This window comes from Cupriavidus oxalaticus, from assembly GCF_016894385.1.
GTDB classification, from domain to species: domain Bacteria; phylum Pseudomonadota; class Gammaproteobacteria; order Burkholderiales; family Burkholderiaceae; genus Cupriavidus; species Cupriavidus oxalaticus.
The window spans coordinates 131811-149231 of the sequence record NZ_CP069812.1 but is presented as its reverse complement, the minus strand read 5'-3'; the positions used below and the strand labels follow the sequence as shown (position 1 = coordinate 149231).

At 68.8% G+C, this 17421-nt stretch carries 18 protein-coding genes; 8 read left to right on the top strand and 10 right to left on the bottom strand.

Going from position 1 to position 17421, the window contains the following annotated elements; genetic code table 11:
* Positions 1-143 precede the first annotated feature (143 nt).
* Positions 144-1532, top strand: a complete 1389-nt coding sequence (locus tag JTE92_RS13025) for an ATP-binding protein (RefSeq protein ID WP_063241119.1) — start codon at positions 144-146, stop codon at positions 1530-1532.
* Between the two features lie 22 nt (positions 1533-1554).
* Entirely contained in the window at positions 1555-2169 is a 615-nt protein-coding gene (locus tag JTE92_RS13020) for a response regulator transcription factor (RefSeq protein WP_063241118.1), read from the top strand.
* Between the two features lie 24 nt (positions 2170-2193).
* Here JTE92_RS13020 and JTE92_RS13015 read toward each other — a convergent pair whose 3' ends face one another.
* The 5 genes from JTE92_RS13015 to JTE92_RS12995 all read right to left on the bottom strand — a co-directional run bounded on the left by JTE92_RS13015 (position 2194) and on the right by JTE92_RS12995 (position 7054).
* Complete coding sequence (locus tag JTE92_RS13015; RefSeq protein WP_063241117.1) at positions 2194-2496, bottom strand: hypothetical protein; 303 nt, start codon at positions 2494-2496, stop codon at positions 2194-2196.
* A 234-nt stretch (positions 2497-2730) separates the two neighbouring features.
* Positions 2731-4062, bottom strand: coding sequence for an ATP-dependent protease ATPase subunit HslU (gene hslU, locus JTE92_RS13010; RefSeq protein ID WP_063241116.1), 1332 nt, complete (start codon positions 4060-4062; stop codon positions 2731-2733).
* A 39-nt stretch (positions 4063-4101) separates the two neighbouring features.
* On the bottom strand, positions 4102-4638 hold the full coding sequence (hslV, locus tag JTE92_RS13005; protein WP_063241115.1) for an ATP-dependent protease subunit HslV: 537 nt from the start codon (positions 4636-4638) through the stop codon (positions 4102-4104).
* Positions 4639-4872: 234 nt separating this feature from the next.
* Positions 4873-5859, bottom strand: a complete 987-nt coding sequence (locus tag JTE92_RS13000; protein ID WP_063241114.1) for a tripartite tricarboxylate transporter substrate-binding protein — start codon at positions 5857-5859, stop codon at positions 4873-4875.
* A 295-nt stretch (positions 5860-6154) separates the two neighbouring features.
* Positions 6155-7054 carry an alpha/beta fold hydrolase gene (locus tag JTE92_RS12995; RefSeq protein WP_063241113.1) on the bottom strand — a complete coding sequence of 300 codons (900 nt, stop codon included), beginning with the start codon at positions 7052-7054 and terminating at the stop codon, positions 6155-6157.
* Between the two features lie 138 nt (positions 7055-7192).
* Here JTE92_RS12995 and JTE92_RS12990 point away from each other — a divergent pair, with 138 nt between their 5' ends.
* The 6 genes from JTE92_RS12990 to JTE92_RS12965 all read left to right on the top strand — a co-directional run bounded on the left by JTE92_RS12990 (position 7193) and on the right by JTE92_RS12965 (position 14118).
* Complete coding sequence (locus tag JTE92_RS12990) at positions 7193-7723, top strand: Fur family transcriptional regulator (protein ID WP_063241112.1); 531 nt, start codon at positions 7193-7195, stop codon at positions 7721-7723.
* Between the two features lie 31 nt (positions 7724-7754).
* On the top strand, positions 7755-8840 hold the full coding sequence (locus JTE92_RS12985) for a CobW family GTP-binding protein (RefSeq protein ID WP_063241111.1): 1086 nt from the start codon (positions 7755-7757) through the stop codon (positions 8838-8840).
* Positions 8841-9178: 338 nt separating this feature from the next.
* Entirely contained in the window at positions 9179-9865 is a 687-nt protein-coding gene (gene dksA, locus JTE92_RS30425; protein ID WP_239477827.1) for an RNA polymerase-binding protein DksA, read from the top strand.
* A gap of 278 nt (positions 9866-10143) precedes the next feature.
* Positions 10144-11391, top strand: a complete 1248-nt coding sequence (locus tag JTE92_RS12975; RefSeq protein ID WP_063241110.1) for a CobW family GTP-binding protein — start codon at positions 10144-10146, stop codon at positions 11389-11391.
* Positions 11336-11791 carry a hypothetical protein gene (locus tag JTE92_RS12970; protein ID WP_116386739.1) on the top strand — a complete coding sequence of 152 codons (456 nt, stop codon included), beginning with the start codon at positions 11336-11338 and terminating at the stop codon, positions 11789-11791. Before JTE92_RS12975 ends, JTE92_RS12970 begins: the two co-directional genes overlap by 56 nt.
* 164 nt (positions 11792-11955) lie before the next feature.
* Entirely contained in the window at positions 11956-14118 is a 2163-nt protein-coding gene (locus tag JTE92_RS12965) for a TonB-dependent receptor (RefSeq protein ID WP_063241109.1), read from the top strand.
* Positions 14119-14292: 174 nt separating this feature from the next.
* Here the strand turns inward: JTE92_RS12965 and JTE92_RS12960 are convergent, their stop codons facing one another.
* The 5 genes from JTE92_RS12960 to JTE92_RS12940 are packed head-to-tail and all read right to left on the bottom strand — an operon-like array spanning position 14293 to position 17373.
* Positions 14293-15216 carry an MBL fold metallo-hydrolase gene (locus tag JTE92_RS12960; protein ID WP_063241194.1) on the bottom strand — a complete coding sequence of 308 codons (924 nt, stop codon included), beginning with the start codon at positions 15214-15216 and terminating at the stop codon, positions 14293-14295.
* A gap of 11 nt (positions 15217-15227) precedes the next feature.
* Positions 15228-15491 carry a DUF1289 domain-containing protein gene (locus tag JTE92_RS12955; protein WP_063241108.1) on the bottom strand — a complete coding sequence of 88 codons (264 nt, stop codon included), beginning with the start codon at positions 15489-15491 and terminating at the stop codon, positions 15228-15230.
* Positions 15484-15918 carry a thioesterase family protein gene (locus JTE92_RS12950; RefSeq protein ID WP_063241107.1) on the bottom strand — a complete coding sequence of 145 codons (435 nt, stop codon included), beginning with the start codon at positions 15916-15918 and terminating at the stop codon, positions 15484-15486. The genes JTE92_RS12955 and JTE92_RS12950 overlap by 8 nt, the downstream gene beginning before the upstream one ends.
* Positions 15915-16415: a YbaK/EbsC family protein gene (locus JTE92_RS12945; RefSeq protein ID WP_063241106.1), complete on the bottom strand. Its 501-nt coding sequence runs from the start codon at positions 16413-16415 to the stop codon at positions 15915-15917. The genes JTE92_RS12950 and JTE92_RS12945 overlap by 4 nt, the downstream gene beginning before the upstream one ends.
* 22 nt (positions 16416-16437) lie before the next feature.
* On the bottom strand, positions 16438-17373 hold the full coding sequence (locus JTE92_RS12940; protein WP_063241105.1) for a hydroxymethylglutaryl-CoA lyase: 936 nt from the start codon (positions 17371-17373) through the stop codon (positions 16438-16440).
* Positions 17374-17421: the final 48 nt, after the last annotated feature.

Sequence of the window (17421 nt, the reverse complement as noted above, 5' to 3'; positions counted from 1 at the left end):
GCGCCGCGCGCCGCGTGCAGGCCTGCCAGGGCATGCGGACGGCGGCCAAAGCCGGCTAGTCTGGCAGCCGCGGGACCGCGCCGCCAATGCGGCAAGGTGTCGCACGCCCCGGCACCTTCCGGCCGCATTGATACACTCGCGCCATGATCACCGCCGCAGCCGTGTCTTCCTCGTCCCGCTTGCCTGACCTGCCCTTCCTGTCGCCCTTGCCGGCCGCCAGTTCGCCGCGCCATGGCCAGGTGACGCTGCGCCGCCTGTTCTGGCTGCGCTGGGCGCTGCTGTCGGGACAGGCGCTGACGCTGCTGGCATGCGACCCGATCGCCGGCATCCGCCTGCCGTATGGGCCACTGATGGTGGTGCTCGGGCTGCAGACCCTGTTCAACCTGATCACCGCCCTGCGCCTGCGCCAGCACAGGCGGCGCAACAGCGCACCCGGCGAAGCCGAACTGATGGGCCAGCTGCTGGTGGACCTGACCGCGCTGTCGGCGATCCTGTTCTACACCGGCGGTGCGACCAACCCCTTTGTGTCGTTCTACCTGCCCGGGCTGGCCATCGCCGCGGCCATCCTGCCGTGGCGGCAGGTGATCGCGCTGGCGGTGTACGCGCTCGCCTGCTACACGGTGCTGCTGTTCGAATACGTGCCGCTGGACCTGCACAACCCGGACAACGCGGTGAACTACCACCTGGCGGGCATGTGGCTGAACTTTGTCGTCAGCGCGGTGATGATCGCGATGTTCGTCGCGCGCCTGTCGGGCGTGCTGCGCCAGCGCGAGGCGCAGCTGAACCTGGCGCGCGAGCAGCTGCTGCGCGAGGCGCGCGTGGAAGACCTCAACGGCCAGGCCGCCGCGGTGGCGCATGAGATCGGCACGCCGCTGGCGACGCTGGCGGTGATCGCCGGCGAGCTGCGCGCCGATGCCTCCGACGCGGCGCTGGGCACCACGCCGATCCGCAGCTACCTGCCCGACCTGCAGACCGTCGAGCAGCAGCTGGCGCTGTGCCGCACCACCCTGGCGCGGCTGCGCGAGGACTCGGCCACGCTCGCGCCGCAGCGCCTGGACGCCTGGCTGCCGGCCTTTGCCGAGCGCTGGCAGCTGCGCCATCCCAACGCCAGCCTGCAGGCAAGCGCCACGCCGGGCGCCGGCGCGCAGCCGGTGGAGACCGCGCGCGTCGGACAGATCCTGACCATCCTGCTCGACAACGCCGCGCGCGCCCAGCAGAATGCCGGCCGCTCCAGCCGGCCGCTGCAGCTGGAAATCGCCATGGAGCCGGGACACGTGGCGCCGTGGCTGTCGTTCCGCGTCGCCGACCATGGCGACGGCATTCCCGAGGCACTGCGCGGCCATCTCGGCGAAATGCCGGTGGCCAGCCAGCACGGCGGCCAGGGCATCGGCCTGTACCTGGCGCAGAGCGGCGCGCGCCAGATGGGCGGCGAACTGGCCTGGCGCAACCGGTCGGGCGGCGGCACCGTGGCCGAGCTGCGGCTGCCCGCGCTGTCAACGCTGTCGGCGCCGCCTGCGCGCAGCGCATCCTGAACCCACGCGGCCACTCCAGACCATGACCGACGACACCTTCCAACCGGTTCCCGAAGCCACCGCACCGGCGGGCACGCCGTTCCTCGTCATCGACGACGACGAAGTCTTTGCCGGCACGCTGGCACGCGCGCTCATGCGCCGCGGCTACGCCGTGCAAGTGGCCCATGACGGCCGCACCGCGCTCGCGCTGGCGGGCCGCACCGACTTTGCCTACGTCACGCTCGACCTGCACCTGGAGCCGCCACCCGAAGCCGGCAGCACCGCGCCGGCCGAGTCCGGCCTGCAGCTGGTCGCGCCGCTGCGCCAGGCGCTGCCGGAGGCGCGCATCCTGATCCTGACCGGCTATGCCAGCATCGCCACCGCGGTGGCGGCGGTCAAGCAAGGCGCGGACGAGTACCTGGCCAAGCCGGCCAATGTCGATTCGATCCTGACGGCGCTGATGGCGGGGGTGTCGGAAGACGCGGCGCAGGCCGCGCTGGAAGAGCCGGTGCCGCTGTCGGTGGCGCGGCTCGAGTGGGAGCATATCCAGCGCGTGCTGGCCGAGCATGGCGGCAATATCTCCGCCACGGCGCGGGCGCTGAACATGCACCGGCGCACCTTGCAGCGCAAGCTGGGGAAGCGGCCGGTGTCGCGGTAGGTTCGGGTTCGTTGCCGTTGCGGCTTACAGGCGCAATTGCACGTGTTCCCAGTCCAGCCCTTCGCTGGCCTCGGCCGTGTCGCCCTGCGCGACGATGCGCAGGGCATCGCCCGCATGCCGGTCCGACAGCGAGAACAGCGCCCCGGCATCGAGCGCCAGCGTTGCGGCGGCGGCCCTGGCGGCGCCGCGCGCCTTGGCCTGCGTGGCCTCGGCTGCCTGCACGGATGGCACAGCGGGACGGATGCAAAGGAATGCCGTGGCCGCGGCCAGTGCGGCCAGCACGCCTCCGGTGGCGAGCACCACGCGGCGGGTCTTGTAGTTGACCATTGATTTCTCCTGCCAGTGGGTTGAGTGGGATGCGGTGGCTCCCGCACCGGTCAATCGACCGTCAAGGTGCGCAAGGGTCTCATTGCCCGGCTCGAGCGGCCAGCGTGCTTACCAATGCTTACGATGCTTACCGCGATGTGGCAGGCGGATACGTACTGACAACGCATTGCGGCCGCGATAGGACGAAAAAGGGCGCACCGAAGTGCGCCCTTTTCCTCTGGCCTGCGTGCCCGCTTACAGCACGTAGCGCGACAAGTCTTCGTTGCCGGCCAGGTCGCCAAGGCGCTGGTCGACATAGGCCGCGTCGATCGTCACGGTCTCGCCCGACGATTTGGTGGCGTGGAAGGACAGGTCTTCCAGCAGCCGCTCCATCACCGTGTACAGGCGGCGCGCACCGATGTTCTCGACCTTCTCGTTGACCGAGAACGCGATCTCGGCAAGGCGGCGGATGCCGTCCGGCGCGAACACCAGGTTGACCTCCTCGGTGTTCAGCAGCGCCTGGTACTGCTTGGTCAGGCTGGCATCGGTCTGCGTCAGGATGGCCTCGAAGTCCTGCACCGACAGAGACTCCAGTTCCACGCGGATCGGGAAGCGGCCCTGCAGCTCGGGGATCAGGTCGCTCGGCTTGGACAGGTGGAACGCGCCCGACGCAATGAACAGGATATGGTCGGTCTTGATCATGCCGTACTTGGTGTTCACCGTGGTGCCCTCGACCAGCGGCAGCAGGTCGCGCTGCACGCCCTGGCGCGACACCTCGCCGCCACCGATATCGCTGCGGCTGGCGATCTTGTCGATCTCGTCCAGGAACACGATGCCGTTCTGCTCCACATTGGCGATGGCCTTGTGCTTGAGCTCCTCGTCATTGACCAGCTTGGCGGCCTCTTCGTCGACCAGCAGCTTGAAGGCTTCCTTCACCTTCATCTTGCGGCGCGCCTTCTTGCCCTGGCCCAGGCCGGCGAACATCGAGCGGATCTGCTCGGTCATGTCTTCCATGCCCGGCGGCCCCATGATGTCCATGCTCGGCACGCCGGCGGCAAGTTCCAGCTCGATTTCCTTGTCGTCGAGCTGGCCTTCGCGCAGCTTCTTGCGGAACACCTGGCGCGTGTTGGAATCCTTCTCTTCCGGCTGCGAGAAGCCGATATCGCGCGGCGGCGGCAGCAGCACGTCGAGCAGGCGGTCCTCGGCCGCGTCCTCGGCCTTGGTGCGCACCTTCTTCATCTCGGACTCGCGCGTCTGCTTGATCGCCATCTCGGCGAGGTCGCGCACGATGGTGTCGACGTCGCGGCCGACATAGCCCACCTCGGTAAACTTGGTGGCTTCGATCTTGATGAACGGCGCGTCGGCCAGCTTGGCCAGGCGGCGCGCGATCTCGGTCTTGCCGACGCCGGTCGGGCCGATCATCAGGATGTTCTTGGGCGTGATTTCCTGGCGCAGCGGCTCGGCCACCTGCTGGCGGCGCCAGCGGTTGCGCAGCGCCACCGCCACGGCCTTCTTGGCCTTGTCCTGGCCGATGATGTGCTTGTCGAGTTCGGAAACGATTTCCGACGGGGTCATGGTGTGCGACATGGTATCCGTTCAGTAGGGCGCGCGCGTTGCCGCCTTCGCTTATTCCAGCGTCTCGATGACGAAGTTGGTATTGGTGTAGATGCAGAGCTCGCCGGCAATGGTCAGCGCTTTCTCGACCACGTCCTTCGGCGCCAGCTCGGTGTTCTCCATCAGCGCCTTTGCGGCCGACTGCGCATACGCGCCGCCCGAGCCGATCGCGGCGATGCCGCCCTCGGGGTCGAGCACGTCGCCGTTGCCGGTGATGACCAGCGTGGTGTCGCGGTCGGCCGTGATCAGCATGGCCTCGAGCCGGCGCAGCGCGCGGTCCGAGCGCCAGTCCTTGGCCAGGTCGACCGCGGCGCGGGTCAGGTTGCCCTGGTACTTTTCCAGCTTGGCCTCGAAGCGGTCGAGCAGCGAGAATGCGTCGGCCGTGCTGCCGGCAAACCCGACCAGCACCTTGCCGTTGTAGATGCGGCGCACCTTGCGCGCGGTGCCCTTCATCACGATATTGCCGAGCGTGACCTGGCCATCACCGCCGAGCGCGACCTGGTTGCCGCGGCGGACGCTGACGATGGTGGTGCCGTGATACTGTTCCATGGTGGCTTCCGTGAATATGTCAGGACCGTAGTTGGCGACGCCCCCGGCCGGTTTCAAGGCCCTGCGTGCGCCGGACCACGCAGGTCGGCCGGGCCGCGTGCGGTCTGACCAATATAGGATGCCAGCCGGGCGGCGTGGCAGGCGGGCCGCCAAAAGCAAAAGGCCATGCGTCGCCGCATGGCCCTGGTTTGCCGCGCGCCGGCCGGGCCGGCGCGCCTCGCACATCACGCAGAGTCAGTCCGCATAGACGCCGGCCTTCTTGATCACCGGGGTCCACTTGTTGATCTCGGCGCCCAGGAAGGTGCGCAGCGAATCCGGCGTGGCGCGCTGGGCCGGCACGGCCTCGGCACCCAGTTCCGCCATCTTGGCGCGGAAGGCCGGGTCGGCCACGGCCTTCTGCAGCGCAGCAGACAGCTTGTCGATCACCGGCTTGGGCGTGCCCTTGGGGGCGTACATGGCGTGCCAGATCTTGACTTCCACGCCCGGCAGGCCCTGCTCGCCCGCGGTCGGGATGTCCTTGAACGCTTCCACGCGGCGCGCCTGCATGGCCGCGTACGGCTTGAGCGCGCCCGCCTTGAGCTGGCCGGCGATATTGGTGGTCTGGTCGCACATCAGGTTGACCTGGCCGCCCAGGATGTCGGTCAGCGCCGGCGCCGTGCCCTTGTACGGCACGGTGGTCAGCTCGGTCTGGATCGCGCTCTGGAACAGCAGGCCGCACAGGTGCGAGGCCGAGCCGAGTCCGGCGTTGGCCATCGACAGCTTGCTGGCGTTGGCCTTGATGTACGGCACAAGGTCCTTGAAGTTGTTCGGCGGCAGCGATTTGTTGCCCACGAGGATCATCGGCACGTCGGCGATTTCACCGACCATCTCGAAGTCCTTCAGCGGATCGAAGCCCAGGTTGCGGTACAGCGCTGGGGCCGTAGCCATGCCGATATGGTGGATCAGCACGGTGTGGCCGTCGTTCTTGGCCTGGGCCACCTTCTTGGCACCGATGGTGCCGCCGGCGCCGCCGAGGTTCTCGATGACGATGGTCGCGCCCAGGTGCTTGGACATGATCATGGTCAGCTCGCGCGAGACCTTGTCGGTCGGGCCGCCCGCGGCGAACGGCACCACCGCCGACACCGGCTTGCTGCCCGGGAACTCCTGGGCGTACGCGCCCGACGCCACACCCACTGCGCTGACTGCCAGCGCGGCCGCAACCATCTTTGCCACTCGTTTCATGCTCTCTTCTCCTGGTTCCCTTTGATACCCGTCTGCTATTGCATTGCTGCCGGCCCGGCCACCGCTATGCGGGGGCGCGCTTGGCGCAGCTCTGTGGCCGCGCTCTGACCATGCCGGCAGGCACCGCAGCCCACACCGCACGGGGCGGCATGGGAGGGGGATGATGTTAGCAACGGCAGACAATGCGCAGGTATAGGGGCTAACCCGCCTGCAATGTCCGGCATATGGCGCAATACAAGGGAGATATGGCAGAGATGCCGCAAACACGCATGGCCCGCACCAACGCGGGGCGCGTCTACCGGAAAAAACCGAGCATTTCCTCCAGTAACGGTTCCTGGGCCTCCTCCGGGATGTAATGCCCGCACGGCAGGGCCACACCACTGACATCGGCGGCAACCTCCTGCCACAGCGCCAGCGGCTCGAAGCAGCGCGCCACCACGCCATGTTCCCCCCACAGCACGCGCAGCGGCAGCGCCAGCCGGCGCCCGGCCTCGCGGTCGGCGCGATCGTGCTCCAGGTCGATGGTGGCGGCGGCGCGGTAGTCCTCGCACATGGCATGCACCCGCGCCGGGTCGCGCATGGCCGCCACGTAGGCCGCCATCGCGTCCGGGGCGAACGGGCTCGGGCCGGCCTGGCGCAGGCCGACCAGCTTCTGCAGGTAGAACTCGGGCTCGGCGTTGATCAGCGTCTCGGGGAACGGCGCGGGCTGGATCAGGAAGAACCAGTGCCAGTAGGCCGCGGCAAAGGCCATGCTGGTGCGCTCGTACATGGCCAGCGTGGGCGCGATGTCGAGCAGCATGGCGCGGCTCACGGTTTCGGGGTGGTCGGCGCAGAGCCGGTGCGCCACGCGCGCACCGCGATCGTGGCCGCACAGCGCAAAGCGCGTGAAGCCGAACTTCGCCATCAGCCCGACCTGGTCCTGCGCCATGGCGCGCTTGCTGTAGCGCTCATGCCCGGCGTTGCCCGGCGGCGCCGAACTGCTGCCGTAGCCGCGCAGGTCGGTGGCGATCACGGTGAAGTGGTCGGCCAGCGCCGGCGCCACCCGGTGCCAGATCAGGTGACTCTGCGGATGGCCGTGCAACAGCAGCAGCGGCGGGCCTGAGCCGCCCTGTACGCCAGCGATCTCGACCTCGCCGATGCGGTGCCGGAAGGGTTCGAAATTGGGGAACAGCAGTGCGCTGGCGTCGTTCAGCATGGCTTGTCTCCGCTTCTGGGTCGCTTGTCGATCATAGGCGCAAACCCCCACCTTCGGCGCCGCGCGCGACGACCGGGCGCGCCCATGGACCATTGCAACTGAATTGCATCAACCGTGGGCCTATGGTTAAATCGGCCCATGACCCGCATTAGCCCGGACGGGCCGGCCGCGGCACCGGCGCCCGCCATCCTCGAAGCCGCCCACGAGCGCCTGCGCCAGCTGGGCGCGCGCGTGACGCAGCCGCGGCTGTGCATCCTGGCCTGCCTGATCGGCAGCGACGAAGCGCTGACCCACCAGGCCGTGATCGACCGCCTGCCCGAGCAGGGCGAGACCATCGACCGCGTCACCGTGTACCGCGTGCTGGACTGGCTGGTGGAGCAAGGCGTGGCGCAGAAGCGGGCCGGCAACGACCGCGTGTTCCGCTTCAGCCTGGTCGAGCACGAGGCCGCGCGCGCGCAGGAACACCGCCAGCACAGCCATTTCCACTGCACCCGCTGCGACCGCACCTTCTGCCTGGACGATGCCAGCGCCCCGGCCCAGCCGGCCGCGCCACGCGTGCCCAGCGGCTTTGCCATCGAACATGTCGAACTGACCGTGAACGGCGTCTGCGCCGAGTGCGGCAAGCGTACGCCCGCCGGCCAGGATGGCCAGGGCGGCGCCGCGCGCTGAACGGCTATCTCAAATTCCCGGAGAACAACCAATGTCCAAACTGACCCCGGTCACGATCCTGACCGGCTTCCTCGGCAGCGGCAAGACCACTTTGCTGAAGCGCATCCTGAACGAGCCGCACGGCATGAAGATCGCCGTCATCGAGAATGAGTTCGGCGAGGAAAACATCGACAACGAGATCCTGGTGCAGGACGGCCGCGAGCAGATCGTGCAGATGAGCAACGGCTGCATCTGCTGCACCATCCGCGGCGACCTGGTGCAGGCATTGTCCGGGCTGCTGACGCGCCGCGACGCCGGCGAGATCGACTTCGACCGCGTGGTGATCGAGACCACCGGCGTGGCCAACCCGGGCCCGGTGGCACAGACCTTCTTCATGGACGAGGAAATCGCCTCGCGCTACCTGCTCGACGCGGTGATCACGCTGGTCGACGCCAAGCACGCGCACACGCAGCTGGACAAGCAGGAAGAGGCGCAGCGCCAGGTGGGCTTTGCCGACGCCATCTTCATCACCAAGACCGACCTGGTGAGCAAGGACGACGTGGCCGAGCTGCGTCACCGCCTGCTGCACATGAACCCGCGCGCGCCGATCCGCGCGGCCAATTTCGGCGAGACGCCGATCGACACCATCTTCGACCTGCGCGGCTTCAACCTGAACGAGAAGCTGGAACTCGATCCCGAATTCCTGCGCGCCGACGAGCATGATCACGACCACGATCATGACCACGAACACGGCGAGCAGTGCGGCGCCGACTGCGGCCACGATCACGATCACGGCCACCACCATGGCCACGGGCACGACCACCACCATCATCACCACCACACCGACCGCATCGCGTCGTTCGTCTTCCGCAGCGACAAGCCCTTTCACTACGGCAAGCTGGAGGAATTCCTGTCGGGGATCCTGGCGGTGTACGGGGAAAAACTGCTGCGCTACAAGGGCGTACTATATATGGAGGGCGTGGACCGGAAAGTGGTGTTCCAGGGCGTCCACCAGCTGATGGGCAGCGATATCGGCGCCAAGTGGGAAGACGAGACGCCAGGCACCAAGATGGTGTTTATCGGCGTGGACCTGCCCCGGGATGCCATCCTCAAGGGCCTGGAGAACTGCCTGGCCTGAGTGCACGGGCCGCCGCACGGGCGGTCCTACCTCCGGACACCGCCGCGCGGCCACCCCCGTTCGGGGTACCGGGGAAATACCGAAGTGCAGGCTGGCTTTCCCCCGTATCTCCGAAAAATTTGTTCAAGTACAATAGGCCGGATTTGATACCGGTGGCGCACCTTTTTCCCGCCGCCGGTATGGTCCGCTGAACAGGCGGGCCGCAGGGCGGCGGTCGTCGTCATCACGAGGCAGGCCGCCGGGCAGGTGCGGTCGCAGTGCTTCGTGCGGAGACCGCCTTTCCGCTTGGGGTGCCTCGGCACGCGCCGTCACTGACTGACGCGAGAGAGAGGTGTCCCATGACAGCCGCAACGAAGACGAAAGAAAGCCGCAGCAAGACAGGTAGTGCAGCGGCAGAGACGCTCAAGGCGCAGCCTGTGAAGGCCGCGCCCGCTCCCCGCGGCAGTACGGCGAACGCCGAAGCGGGCGCAACGAAGGGAGGCCCGCGAAGCAGCAAGACTGCAGCCAGCCAGAGTGAAACGACCGTGGCGCGCAAGCGCACGGACAGCGAATCCGAGCGGACCCAGACACCGCCGGCCGCCTCAACAAGAGAATCAGCAGCAACCATGAGCAGCAACAAACTTCTGACTGAAGCTGAAATCCTGAAGATGAGCGACAAGGATTACATGAACGAGGCGCAGCTCGCCTTCTTCAAGAATCGCCTTGAGCAGCTGCGTGACGAAATCCTGAAGAACGCTGACCAGACCACGGAACACCTGCGCGAAACGGTCATCGTGCCGGATCCGGCCGACCGCGCCACCATCGAGGAAGAGCATGCGCTGGAACTGCGCACGCGCGACCGCGAGCGCAAGCTGCTGAAGAAGGTCGAGCAGTCGCTGCAGCGCATCGAGTCCGGCGACTACGGCTGGTGCGAGGAAACCGGCGAGCCGATCGGCGTGCCGCGCCTGCTGGCCCGGCCCACCGCGACGCTGTCGCTGGAAGCGCAGCAGCGCCGCGAATTGCGCCAGAAGCTGTTCGGGGACTGAAGCTCGGCAACCAGGCCGGGCACGCCGGCCTGGCCGGCGCAGACGCGACACGACGGCCCGGTTTATCCGGGCCGTTTGCATTGGTGGCCGGGCGCCTGGCGCCGCTGCACTTGTCGTGGCGCGGCCACGGCCTACCATGATGAGAATCGTCCGACTGTCACCGGCGTGGCCTTTCTGGTAAATTCGCAACTTTGTTGCAATAACCGGAAGCGCACCGCATGGGCGACCGGTTCGCCAACGGTTCGTCACTGGTTCGTCACCTTCTCCGCTCCCCTGCCATGGCTGATCGCCTGCCCGTCACCGTGCTGTCCGGCTTTACCGGCGCCGGCAAGACCACGCTGCTGAACCACCTGCTCGCGCAAGGCGCCGGCGGGCGTGTGGCCGTGCTGGTCTGCGGCGCGCAGGACGGCCAGACGCTGGCCTCGCTGCCGCCCGGCTGCGAGGCCACCGTGCTGCCGGATGCCGGCACGCTGATGGCCGAAGCCGCGAAGCTGGCCGCGCAAGGCCGCTTCGATGCGCTGCTGGTCGAGGCCGACGGCCGGGACGACCCGCTCGCCATCGCCGAGGGCTTCCTGTTCGAGGCCGAGCACGGCGCCGGCCCCGGGGCCGCGCTGCAGCCCGACACGCTGGTGACGGTGGTCGACGCGGCCACCTTCCTCGCCGACCTCAACGACGCCGATTTCCTGGCCGACCGCGGCCTGGCGCAGGGGCCGGAAGACGACCGCACCGTCGCGGAAGTGCTGGCCGCGCAGGTCGAGTTCTGCGACGTCATCGTGCTGAACAAGACCGACCTCGCCAGTGCCGAGGAACTGGCGCGGCTGCGCGCGGTGCTGCATGCGCTGAACCCGCGCGCCGGGATCGTCGAGGCCAGCTTCGGCAACGTGCCACCGCAGCGCGTGTCCGGCACCGGCCGCTTCGACTTCGCCGCCGCCGCGGATGCGCCCGGCTGGCTGGCTGCCCTGCAGGGCATGGCGCCGCAGCCGGACAGCGGCGTGTCGACGCTGGTGTACCGGCGCCGCCGCCCGTTCCACCCGCAGCGCTTTGCCGACCTGATCCATACCGAATGGCTGCGCGAACACGGCAGCGTGCTGCGCTCCAAGGGCCTGTTCTGGCTGGCCAGCCGCATGGACACCGCCGGCGACTGGAACCAGGCCGGCGGCGTATGCCGCCACGGCGGCGCCGGCGCCTGGTGGTCTGCGCTGGATCCGGCCGAATGGCCGACCGATGACGCGGACCGCGCCGGGATCGAGGCCGACATGCAGGTCGACGGCGCGCCGGCACCGTTTGGCGACCGCCGCCAGGAACTGGTGCTGATCGGCGTGGACCTGGACGCGGCCGCGCTGGCGGCGCGGCTCGATGCCTGCCTGCTGGACGATGCCGAGATGGCGGCAGGCACGCAGGCGTGGGCGGACTACGCGGATCCGTTCCCGGCGTGGGTCGACGAGCTGGACGAGGACCACGAGCACGATCATGACCATGGCGACGATTGCGGCTGCGGCGCGCCGCACCATCCCCATGCGCACTGACTGGTTCGCCCGCCTGCGCACACACGGCCCGGGCTTGTGGCTCGCGCTGTGGCTGGCGCTGTGCCTGCTGCTGGCGCAGCATGCCGGGCTGACCCACCGCATCGTGCACGGCGGGCTGCCGGCGACCAGCGCAACCTCGGCCACGTTGGCTGCGGCCGACGGCAGCACCGACGCCGATACCGATTCCCACCCGCTGGCACAGAACGTCAGCGGCCACTCCTGCGTGCTCTTCGACGGCGCCACGGTGGCCGACACGCTGTGCGGCAAACTGCCGCTGCCGCGGCTCGCCTTCGGCAAGCCGGTCAAGCCGGCCAACCTCGCCTGGCGCTGGCCCGACCTGCCTGCCGCCCACCCCTTCCATTCGCGCGCGCCACCGGCGCCGGCCATCACCCTCGCCTGATCCGGGACGCGGCCATCGCCGCGCGCCCGGCTTTCGAATTTTCCTGAGCTGAACGCCTGCCGCCCGCCTGGCGCGGCCGTCCCATACGGGACGGCGCGCGCCATGCCGGGCCATGCAGCCGTGCCCGGCCCGGGGCTGATTGCCACTGCTTCGTTACGCGCGCCATGTCCAAACAGAACTGCCAGAAATACAGCGCCCTCCGCCTGACCCCGCTCGCGGCCATTGCCGCTTCCCTGACTGCGTCCCTCGCCGCGCTGGCGGCGCCCGCGCACGCGCAGACCGCCACGCCTGCGGCCACCGCCGAAACCACCTCCGCCACCGCTTCCGCCACGCTGCGCGAAGTCGTCGTCACCGCCAACCCGCTCGGCAGCGAACTGAACGACATGGTCGCGCCGGTTTCGACGCTGGGCGGCGACGCGCTGGCCGTGCGCCAGGCCAGCACGCTGGGCGAGACGCTCGACAAGATGCCCGGCGTCTCGTCGACGTATTTCGGCCCCAACGCCAGCCGCCCGGTGATCCGCGGCCTGGATGGCGACCGCATCAAGGTGCTGCAGAACGGCGGCAGCACCGTCGACGCCTCGACCCTGTCCTATGACCACGCGGTGGCACTGGACCCGCTGGTGGCCGAGCGCATCGAGGTGGTGCGCGGCCCGGCGGCGCTGATGTACGGCGGCAATGCCATCGGCGGCGTGGTCAACGTGATCGACAACCGCATCCCCAAGGAGCCGATCGAAGGCGTCGGCGGCGCCGTGGATGCCAGCGGCACCATCGGCGGCGACCAGGCCCGCAATGCCAGCGCGCTGATCGAGGCCGGCAACGGCCAGTTCGCGGTCCATGCCGACGCCTTCGCGCGCAAGACCAGCGACCTGCGCATCCCCGGCTACGCCCGCAGCGACCGCCTGCGCGCCGCCGAGCCGCTGCCCGAGGGCGAAAGCGAGGCCTACGGCCGCCTGCCCAACACCAGCGCCGACCAGCAGGGCGGCTCGCTGGGCGGCTCCTACACCTGGGCCGATGGCTTTGTCGGCGCCAACTACAGCGCCTACCGCAATGACTACGGCACGCCCGCCGAGGACGACGTGCGGCTGAAGATGAAGCAGGACCGCTTCGCGCTCGAAGGCGAGGCGCGCAACCTGGCGGGCAGCACCGGCGGCTGGTTCGAATCGGTCAAGGGCAAGTTCAGCTACACCGACTACGAGCACAAGGAGATCGAGGACGGTGAGACCGGCACGATCTTCAAGAACCGCGGCTGGGATGCGCGCCTGGAGGCCAGGCACGCCAGGATCGGCAACATGGCGGGTGTGATCGGCACCCAGTTCGGGCACACCGACTTCTCGGCGCTGGGCGAGGAAGCCTTCGTGCCGAGCACCAATACCGACAACGCCGCGCTGTTCCTGTTCGAAGAGTTGCCGCTGACTGCATCGGGCGATCTCAAGCTCAACTTCGGCGGCCGGCTCGACCACAGCAGCATCAAGGCCAGCGCCAACGGCAACGACCGCTTTGCCGACGCCAACCGCAGCTTCAACGCCACCAGCGCCTCGGCCGGCCTGCTGTACAAGGTCAACCCGGCGTGGTCGCTGACCAGCAACCTGTCCTACACGGAACGCGCGCCGACCTTCTACGAGCTGTACGCCAACGGCCCGCACGTGGCCACCGGCTCATGGGAGGTGGGCGACCCCAACGCCAACAAGGAACGCGCCACCTCGATCGACCTGGGCGTGCGCTTCAAGTCGGGCGCGCACAGCGCGGGCGTGTCGGGCTACTACAGCCGCTTTGCCAACTACCTGGCGCTGTCGGCCACGGGCCGCGCGCGCGATGAGGCCGGCGACGTCGTCGCAGCCGGCAGCCCCGATTCGCTGCCGGAGTTCCAGTACCTGGGCGTGCCGGCCACGCTCTACGGCTTCGAGGCCGAGGGCAAGACGCGGTTGCTGCAGAAGATGCTGACCAGCAGCGACACGCTCGATTTCGAGGCGCGCGCCGACTACGTGCGCGGCGAGAACCGCGACACCGGCGAGCCGCTGCCACGACTGGCACCGCTGCGGCTGGGCGGCGCGCTGGTGTATGGCGCGGGGCCGTGGGGCGCGCGCGTGGATGTCACGTATGCGGCCAAACAGACGCGCGTGCCGAGCAACGACACCCCGACCGATGCCTATACGCTGCTGAGCCTGGCGCTGACCTACAAGTTCAAGGCGGCCGGGACGCAGACGCTGGTGTACCTGCGCGGGGATAACCTGACCAACCAGGATGCGCGCAATGCGACGTCGATGCTGCGGGATATCGCGCCGCTGGCGGGGCGGAGTGTGAAGGTGGGGTTCAGGACGTCGTTCTGAGGCTGGCCTGCGCCCGCCAGTTGGGTGCTCCCTCTCCCGCTTGCGGGAGAGGGTTGGGGTGAGGGCCGGGTGTGTCGACGAAGTTCGGCTAGTGGTATGCGAGGGCCTGCCCTCACCCCCTGCCCCTCTCCCGCAAGCGGGAGAGGGGAGCAAACCGGCAGGATAGTGAGTACATCAATCCCGGTTCACCACCCATTCCCCCTCCACCGCCAATGCCCCCGCTCCCACCAGCGCCCGCACCGTCTGCGCGGAAATCCCAGCCAGCTCCTGCCCCGGCATGAACCGGTCGCGTATCCGCACCATCAACGGCGCCTCCCCCATCCACCGCGCCAGCTCCGCCTGCGTCATCCGCTGCTGCTCCAGCAGCTTGAACTTCACCAGCACCTTGACCGCGTGGCTGGCATTGCGCGCGGGATCGGCGCTGAGGTGGCGCAGCCGCGCGGTGGCGCGCTCGAGCGCGGCATCGACGTCGGTAAATATGCGCCCGTGGCCGGGAATCACCAGCCGTGCATCGAGTTCAGCGATGCGCGCCAGCACCGCCGCCTGCTCGGTGAAGCCGCTCTCGCCGTCCAGCTCGGGAAAGATCACGCCGAAGCCGTTCTCCCACAACGCATCGCCGGAAATCAGGATGCGCGGCACCGGCGCGAACAGCATCACCGCGTGCGGATCATGGCCTGGCGCGGCGACGACCTGCCAGTCGATGCCGCCCAGCGTCACCGTGTCGCCATCGTGCAGCACGCTATCGAATTCGAAACGGTCGCACTGCTGCCCGGTGGCGCGGTAAGTGAGCGCCTCGGTGTCCCACGCGGCCACGGCCGCGGCTTCGGCCGCGGGAATCGCGGTGCGCGGCTGCCAGCGCGCCTGCAGCGCGGCATTGCCGCCGCAATGGTCTGAATGCAGGTGGGTGTTGAGGATGCGCACCAGCGGCCGGTCCTGCAGCGCGGACGCGACCAGCGCCACGGTCTGGGGCGCATGCGTGACGTAGCCGGTGTCGACCAGCGCGGTATCGTCGCCATCGACGAACAGGATGTTGTTGGCAGACAGCCAGCCGCGCTCGAACACGCGCATGGTGTCGGGCAACGCGGGCAACGTAGGCATCGATGCTTCGCTCAAGGGGGTGTCTCCTCGCCCGCCAGCCAGGCGGCGCGCCGGGGCAGTTGCGCCCAGATGCGGCGCTTGTCTTCGTCGCTGGCCGACGACCAGCCGGCGATCTCTTCGATGGTGCGCAGGCAGCCCTCGCAATAGCCGCTGGCGGCGTCCATGCGGCAGACGTTGCGGCATGGCGAGGGCACCGGCGTTTCCAGCCGGGCGGCCTGCGCGGCAAGCTCCGCGGCCAATGCCGCAAGCGTGGCTGCCGCGCGCGCTTCAGGCATGTTTGTGCTGGCGCGCCGCCTTGGCCGCCACCTTCTCGTTGAAGCGGCCCGCGTCGATCAGGTGGCGCTCGTGCACGCCCTCGGAAATCTTGTCCTCGCCATCCCAGGCGCTTAGTTCAAAGCGCAGGCGGCGTCCGTCCACCTCGACCAGCTGGCCCTTGACCGTCACGGTCATGCCGGGCGGCGTCGGCGCCAGGTGCGAGAAGCTGACCAGCGTGCCGAGCGACTGCTCGCGCGGCCAGTCCAGGTGCTCGCGCAGCATCTGCAGGCAGGCGCATTCCATGATGCCGACCATGTAACCGGTGGCCAGCACGTCGGGCATCTCCGGGCAGCCGGGGATATCGTCGTACAGGCGCGGCACGGTGGCCTTGGGCGGCACCGTGTATTGCCAGCTGAAGGTCAGCCCGGGGCGCAGTTCAGCCTTCATGCCGGCGCTCCGGCGGCCACGTCGGCGACCTCCGCGCCGGTCATCTGCTGCAGCTGCTGCGGCGTCAGGTTGAACACCGCATGCGGATGCCCGGCGGCAGCCCACAGGCTGTCGTAGCGGAACAGGTCCTGGTCGAGCAGCATCACCGGCGCGACCGCATGGCCGATCGGGCAGACGCCGCCAATGGCATAGCCGGTCTTCTCGCGCACGAAGCGCGCATCTGCCTTGCCCAGCGTGCCCACGCGCGCGGCCACCTTGGCCTCGTCGACGCGGTTGCTGCCGCTGGCGATCACCAGCACCGGCGCATCGTCCTCGAGGCGGCGGAAGATGATCGACTTGGCGATCTCCGCCACGCTGCAGCCCAGGCCCGCCGCGGCTTCGGCGGAGGTCTTGCCGGTGGCGGGCAGCATCACCACCGGGCGGTCGTGGCCGAGCCCGGCCAGCAGGTCCGCCACGCGCTGCGCGGATTCGGGCAGCGCTTCGTTACTTGCCGTCATGCGTTCTCCCAATCTCTTGAGCTCAGGCGCAGGCCGGCGCCGCATCGCTGGCGGCGGCCCATTTGGTCAGCAGCGCCCGGCCCACGCGCGAGCTGTTGGCGCGGCCGATCGACTGCGAGATGTAGTCGCCGGTGCGCACCACCGCTTCCAGGTCGATGCCGGTATGGATGCCCATGCCGTGCAGCATGTACAGCACGTCTTCGGTGGCCACGTTGCCGGTCGCGCCCTTCGCATACGGGCAACCGCCCAGACCGGCGACCGAAGCGTGGAAGATCGCGATGCCGACTTCCAGGCTGGCCAGGATGTTGGACAGCGCCTGGCCGTAGGTATCGTGGAAATGGCCTGAGAGCCGGTCGATCGCAAACTCCGCCGAGGCGGCGCGCATCACTTCCTGCACGCGCACCGGCGTGCCCACGCCGATGGTGTCGGCGATATCGATCTCGTCGCAGCCCAGCTCGCGCATGCGGCGCACCACGTCGACCACGGCGCTGACCGGCACCTCGCCCTGGTAGGGGCAGCCCAGCGCGCACGAGATGCTGCCGCGCAGGCGCACGCCCTTCTCTTTCGCCGCGGCCGCAACCGGCTCGAAGCGCTGGATCGACTCGGCGATCGAGCAGTTGATGTTCTTCTGCGAAAACGCCTCGCTGGCGGCGCCGAAGATCACCACCTCGTCGGCGCCGGCGGCGATGGCGCCCTCGAAGCCTTTCATGTTCGGCGTCAGCACCGAATACAGCGTGCCGGGCCGGCGCTGAATGCGGGACATCACATCCGCGCCGTCGGCCATCTGCGGCACCCACTTGGGCGAGACAAACGACGCGGCCTCGATATTGACGAAGCCGGCGTCGGTCAGCTGGTTGACCAGCGCGACCTTGACGTCGGTCGGCACCATGGCCTTTTCATTCTGCAGGCCGTCGCGCGGGCCGACTTCGACGATCTTCACGTAGTTCGGGATGGTCATGGCCGTCTCCTGTCTGTTATTCGTTGTGGGGTGCCGTGGCGCTCGTGG

Bases quoted from the DNA above. Each gene is read 5' to 3' on its own strand.
- JTE92_RS13000 (WP_063241114.1), bottom strand. From the start codon at position 5,859: ATGAAACGAGTGGCAAAGATGGTTGCGGCCGCGCTGGCAGTCAGCGCA.
- JTE92_RS12950 (WP_063241107.1), bottom strand. From the start codon at position 15,918: ATGAAGGCTGAACTGCGCCCCGGGCTGACCTTCAGCTGGCAATACACG.
- JTE92_RS13015 (WP_063241117.1), bottom strand. From the start codon at position 2,496: ATGGTCAACTACAAGACCCGCCGCGTGGTGCTCGCCACCGGAGGCGTG.
- hslU (WP_063241116.1), bottom strand. From the start codon at position 4,062: ATGTCGCACACCATGACCCCGTCGGAAATCGTTTCCGAACTCGACAAG.
- JTE92_RS13025 (WP_063241119.1), top strand. From the start codon at position 144: ATGATCACCGCCGCAGCCGTGTCTTCCTCGTCCCGCTTGCCTGACCTG.
- JTE92_RS12960 (WP_063241194.1), bottom strand. From the start codon at position 15,216: ATGCCTACGTTGCCCGCGTTGCCCGACACCATGCGCGTGTTCGAGCGC.
- JTE92_RS12985 (WP_063241111.1), top strand. From the start codon at position 7,755: ATGTCCAAACTGACCCCGGTCACGATCCTGACCGGCTTCCTCGGCAGC.
- JTE92_RS12955 (WP_063241108.1), bottom strand. From the start codon at position 15,491: ATGCCTGAAGCGCGCGCGGCAGCCACGCTTGCGGCATTGGCCGCGGAG.
- JTE92_RS12995 (WP_063241113.1), bottom strand. From the start codon at position 7,054: ATGCTGAACGACGCCAGCGCACTGCTGTTCCCCAATTTCGAACCCTTC.
- hslV (WP_063241115.1), bottom strand. From the start codon at position 4,638: ATGGAACAGTATCACGGCACCACCATCGTCAGCGTCCGCCGCGGCAAC.
- JTE92_RS12945 (WP_063241106.1), bottom strand. From the start codon at position 16,415: ATGACGGCAAGTAACGAAGCGCTGCCCGAATCCGCGCAGCGCGTGGCG.
- JTE92_RS12940 (WP_063241105.1), bottom strand. From the start codon at position 17,373: ATGACCATCCCGAACTACGTGAAGATCGTCGAAGTCGGCCCGCGCGAC.
- JTE92_RS12970 (WP_116386739.1), top strand. From the start codon at position 11,336: ATGACCATGGCGACGATTGCGGCTGCGGCGCGCCGCACCATCCCCATG.
- JTE92_RS13020 (WP_063241118.1), top strand. From the start codon at position 1,555: ATGACCGACGACACCTTCCAACCGGTTCCCGAAGCCACCGCACCGGCG.
- JTE92_RS12965 (WP_063241109.1), top strand. From the start codon at position 11,956: ATGTCCAAACAGAACTGCCAGAAATACAGCGCCCTCCGCCTGACCCCG.
- JTE92_RS12975 (WP_063241110.1), top strand. From the start codon at position 10,144: ATGGCTGATCGCCTGCCCGTCACCGTGCTGTCCGGCTTTACCGGCGCC.
- dksA (WP_239477827.1), top strand. From the start codon at position 9,179: ATGACAGCCGCAACGAAGACGAAAGAAAGCCGCAGCAAGACAGGTAGT.
- JTE92_RS12990 (WP_063241112.1), top strand. From the start codon at position 7,193: ATGACCCGCATTAGCCCGGACGGGCCGGCCGCGGCACCGGCGCCCGCC.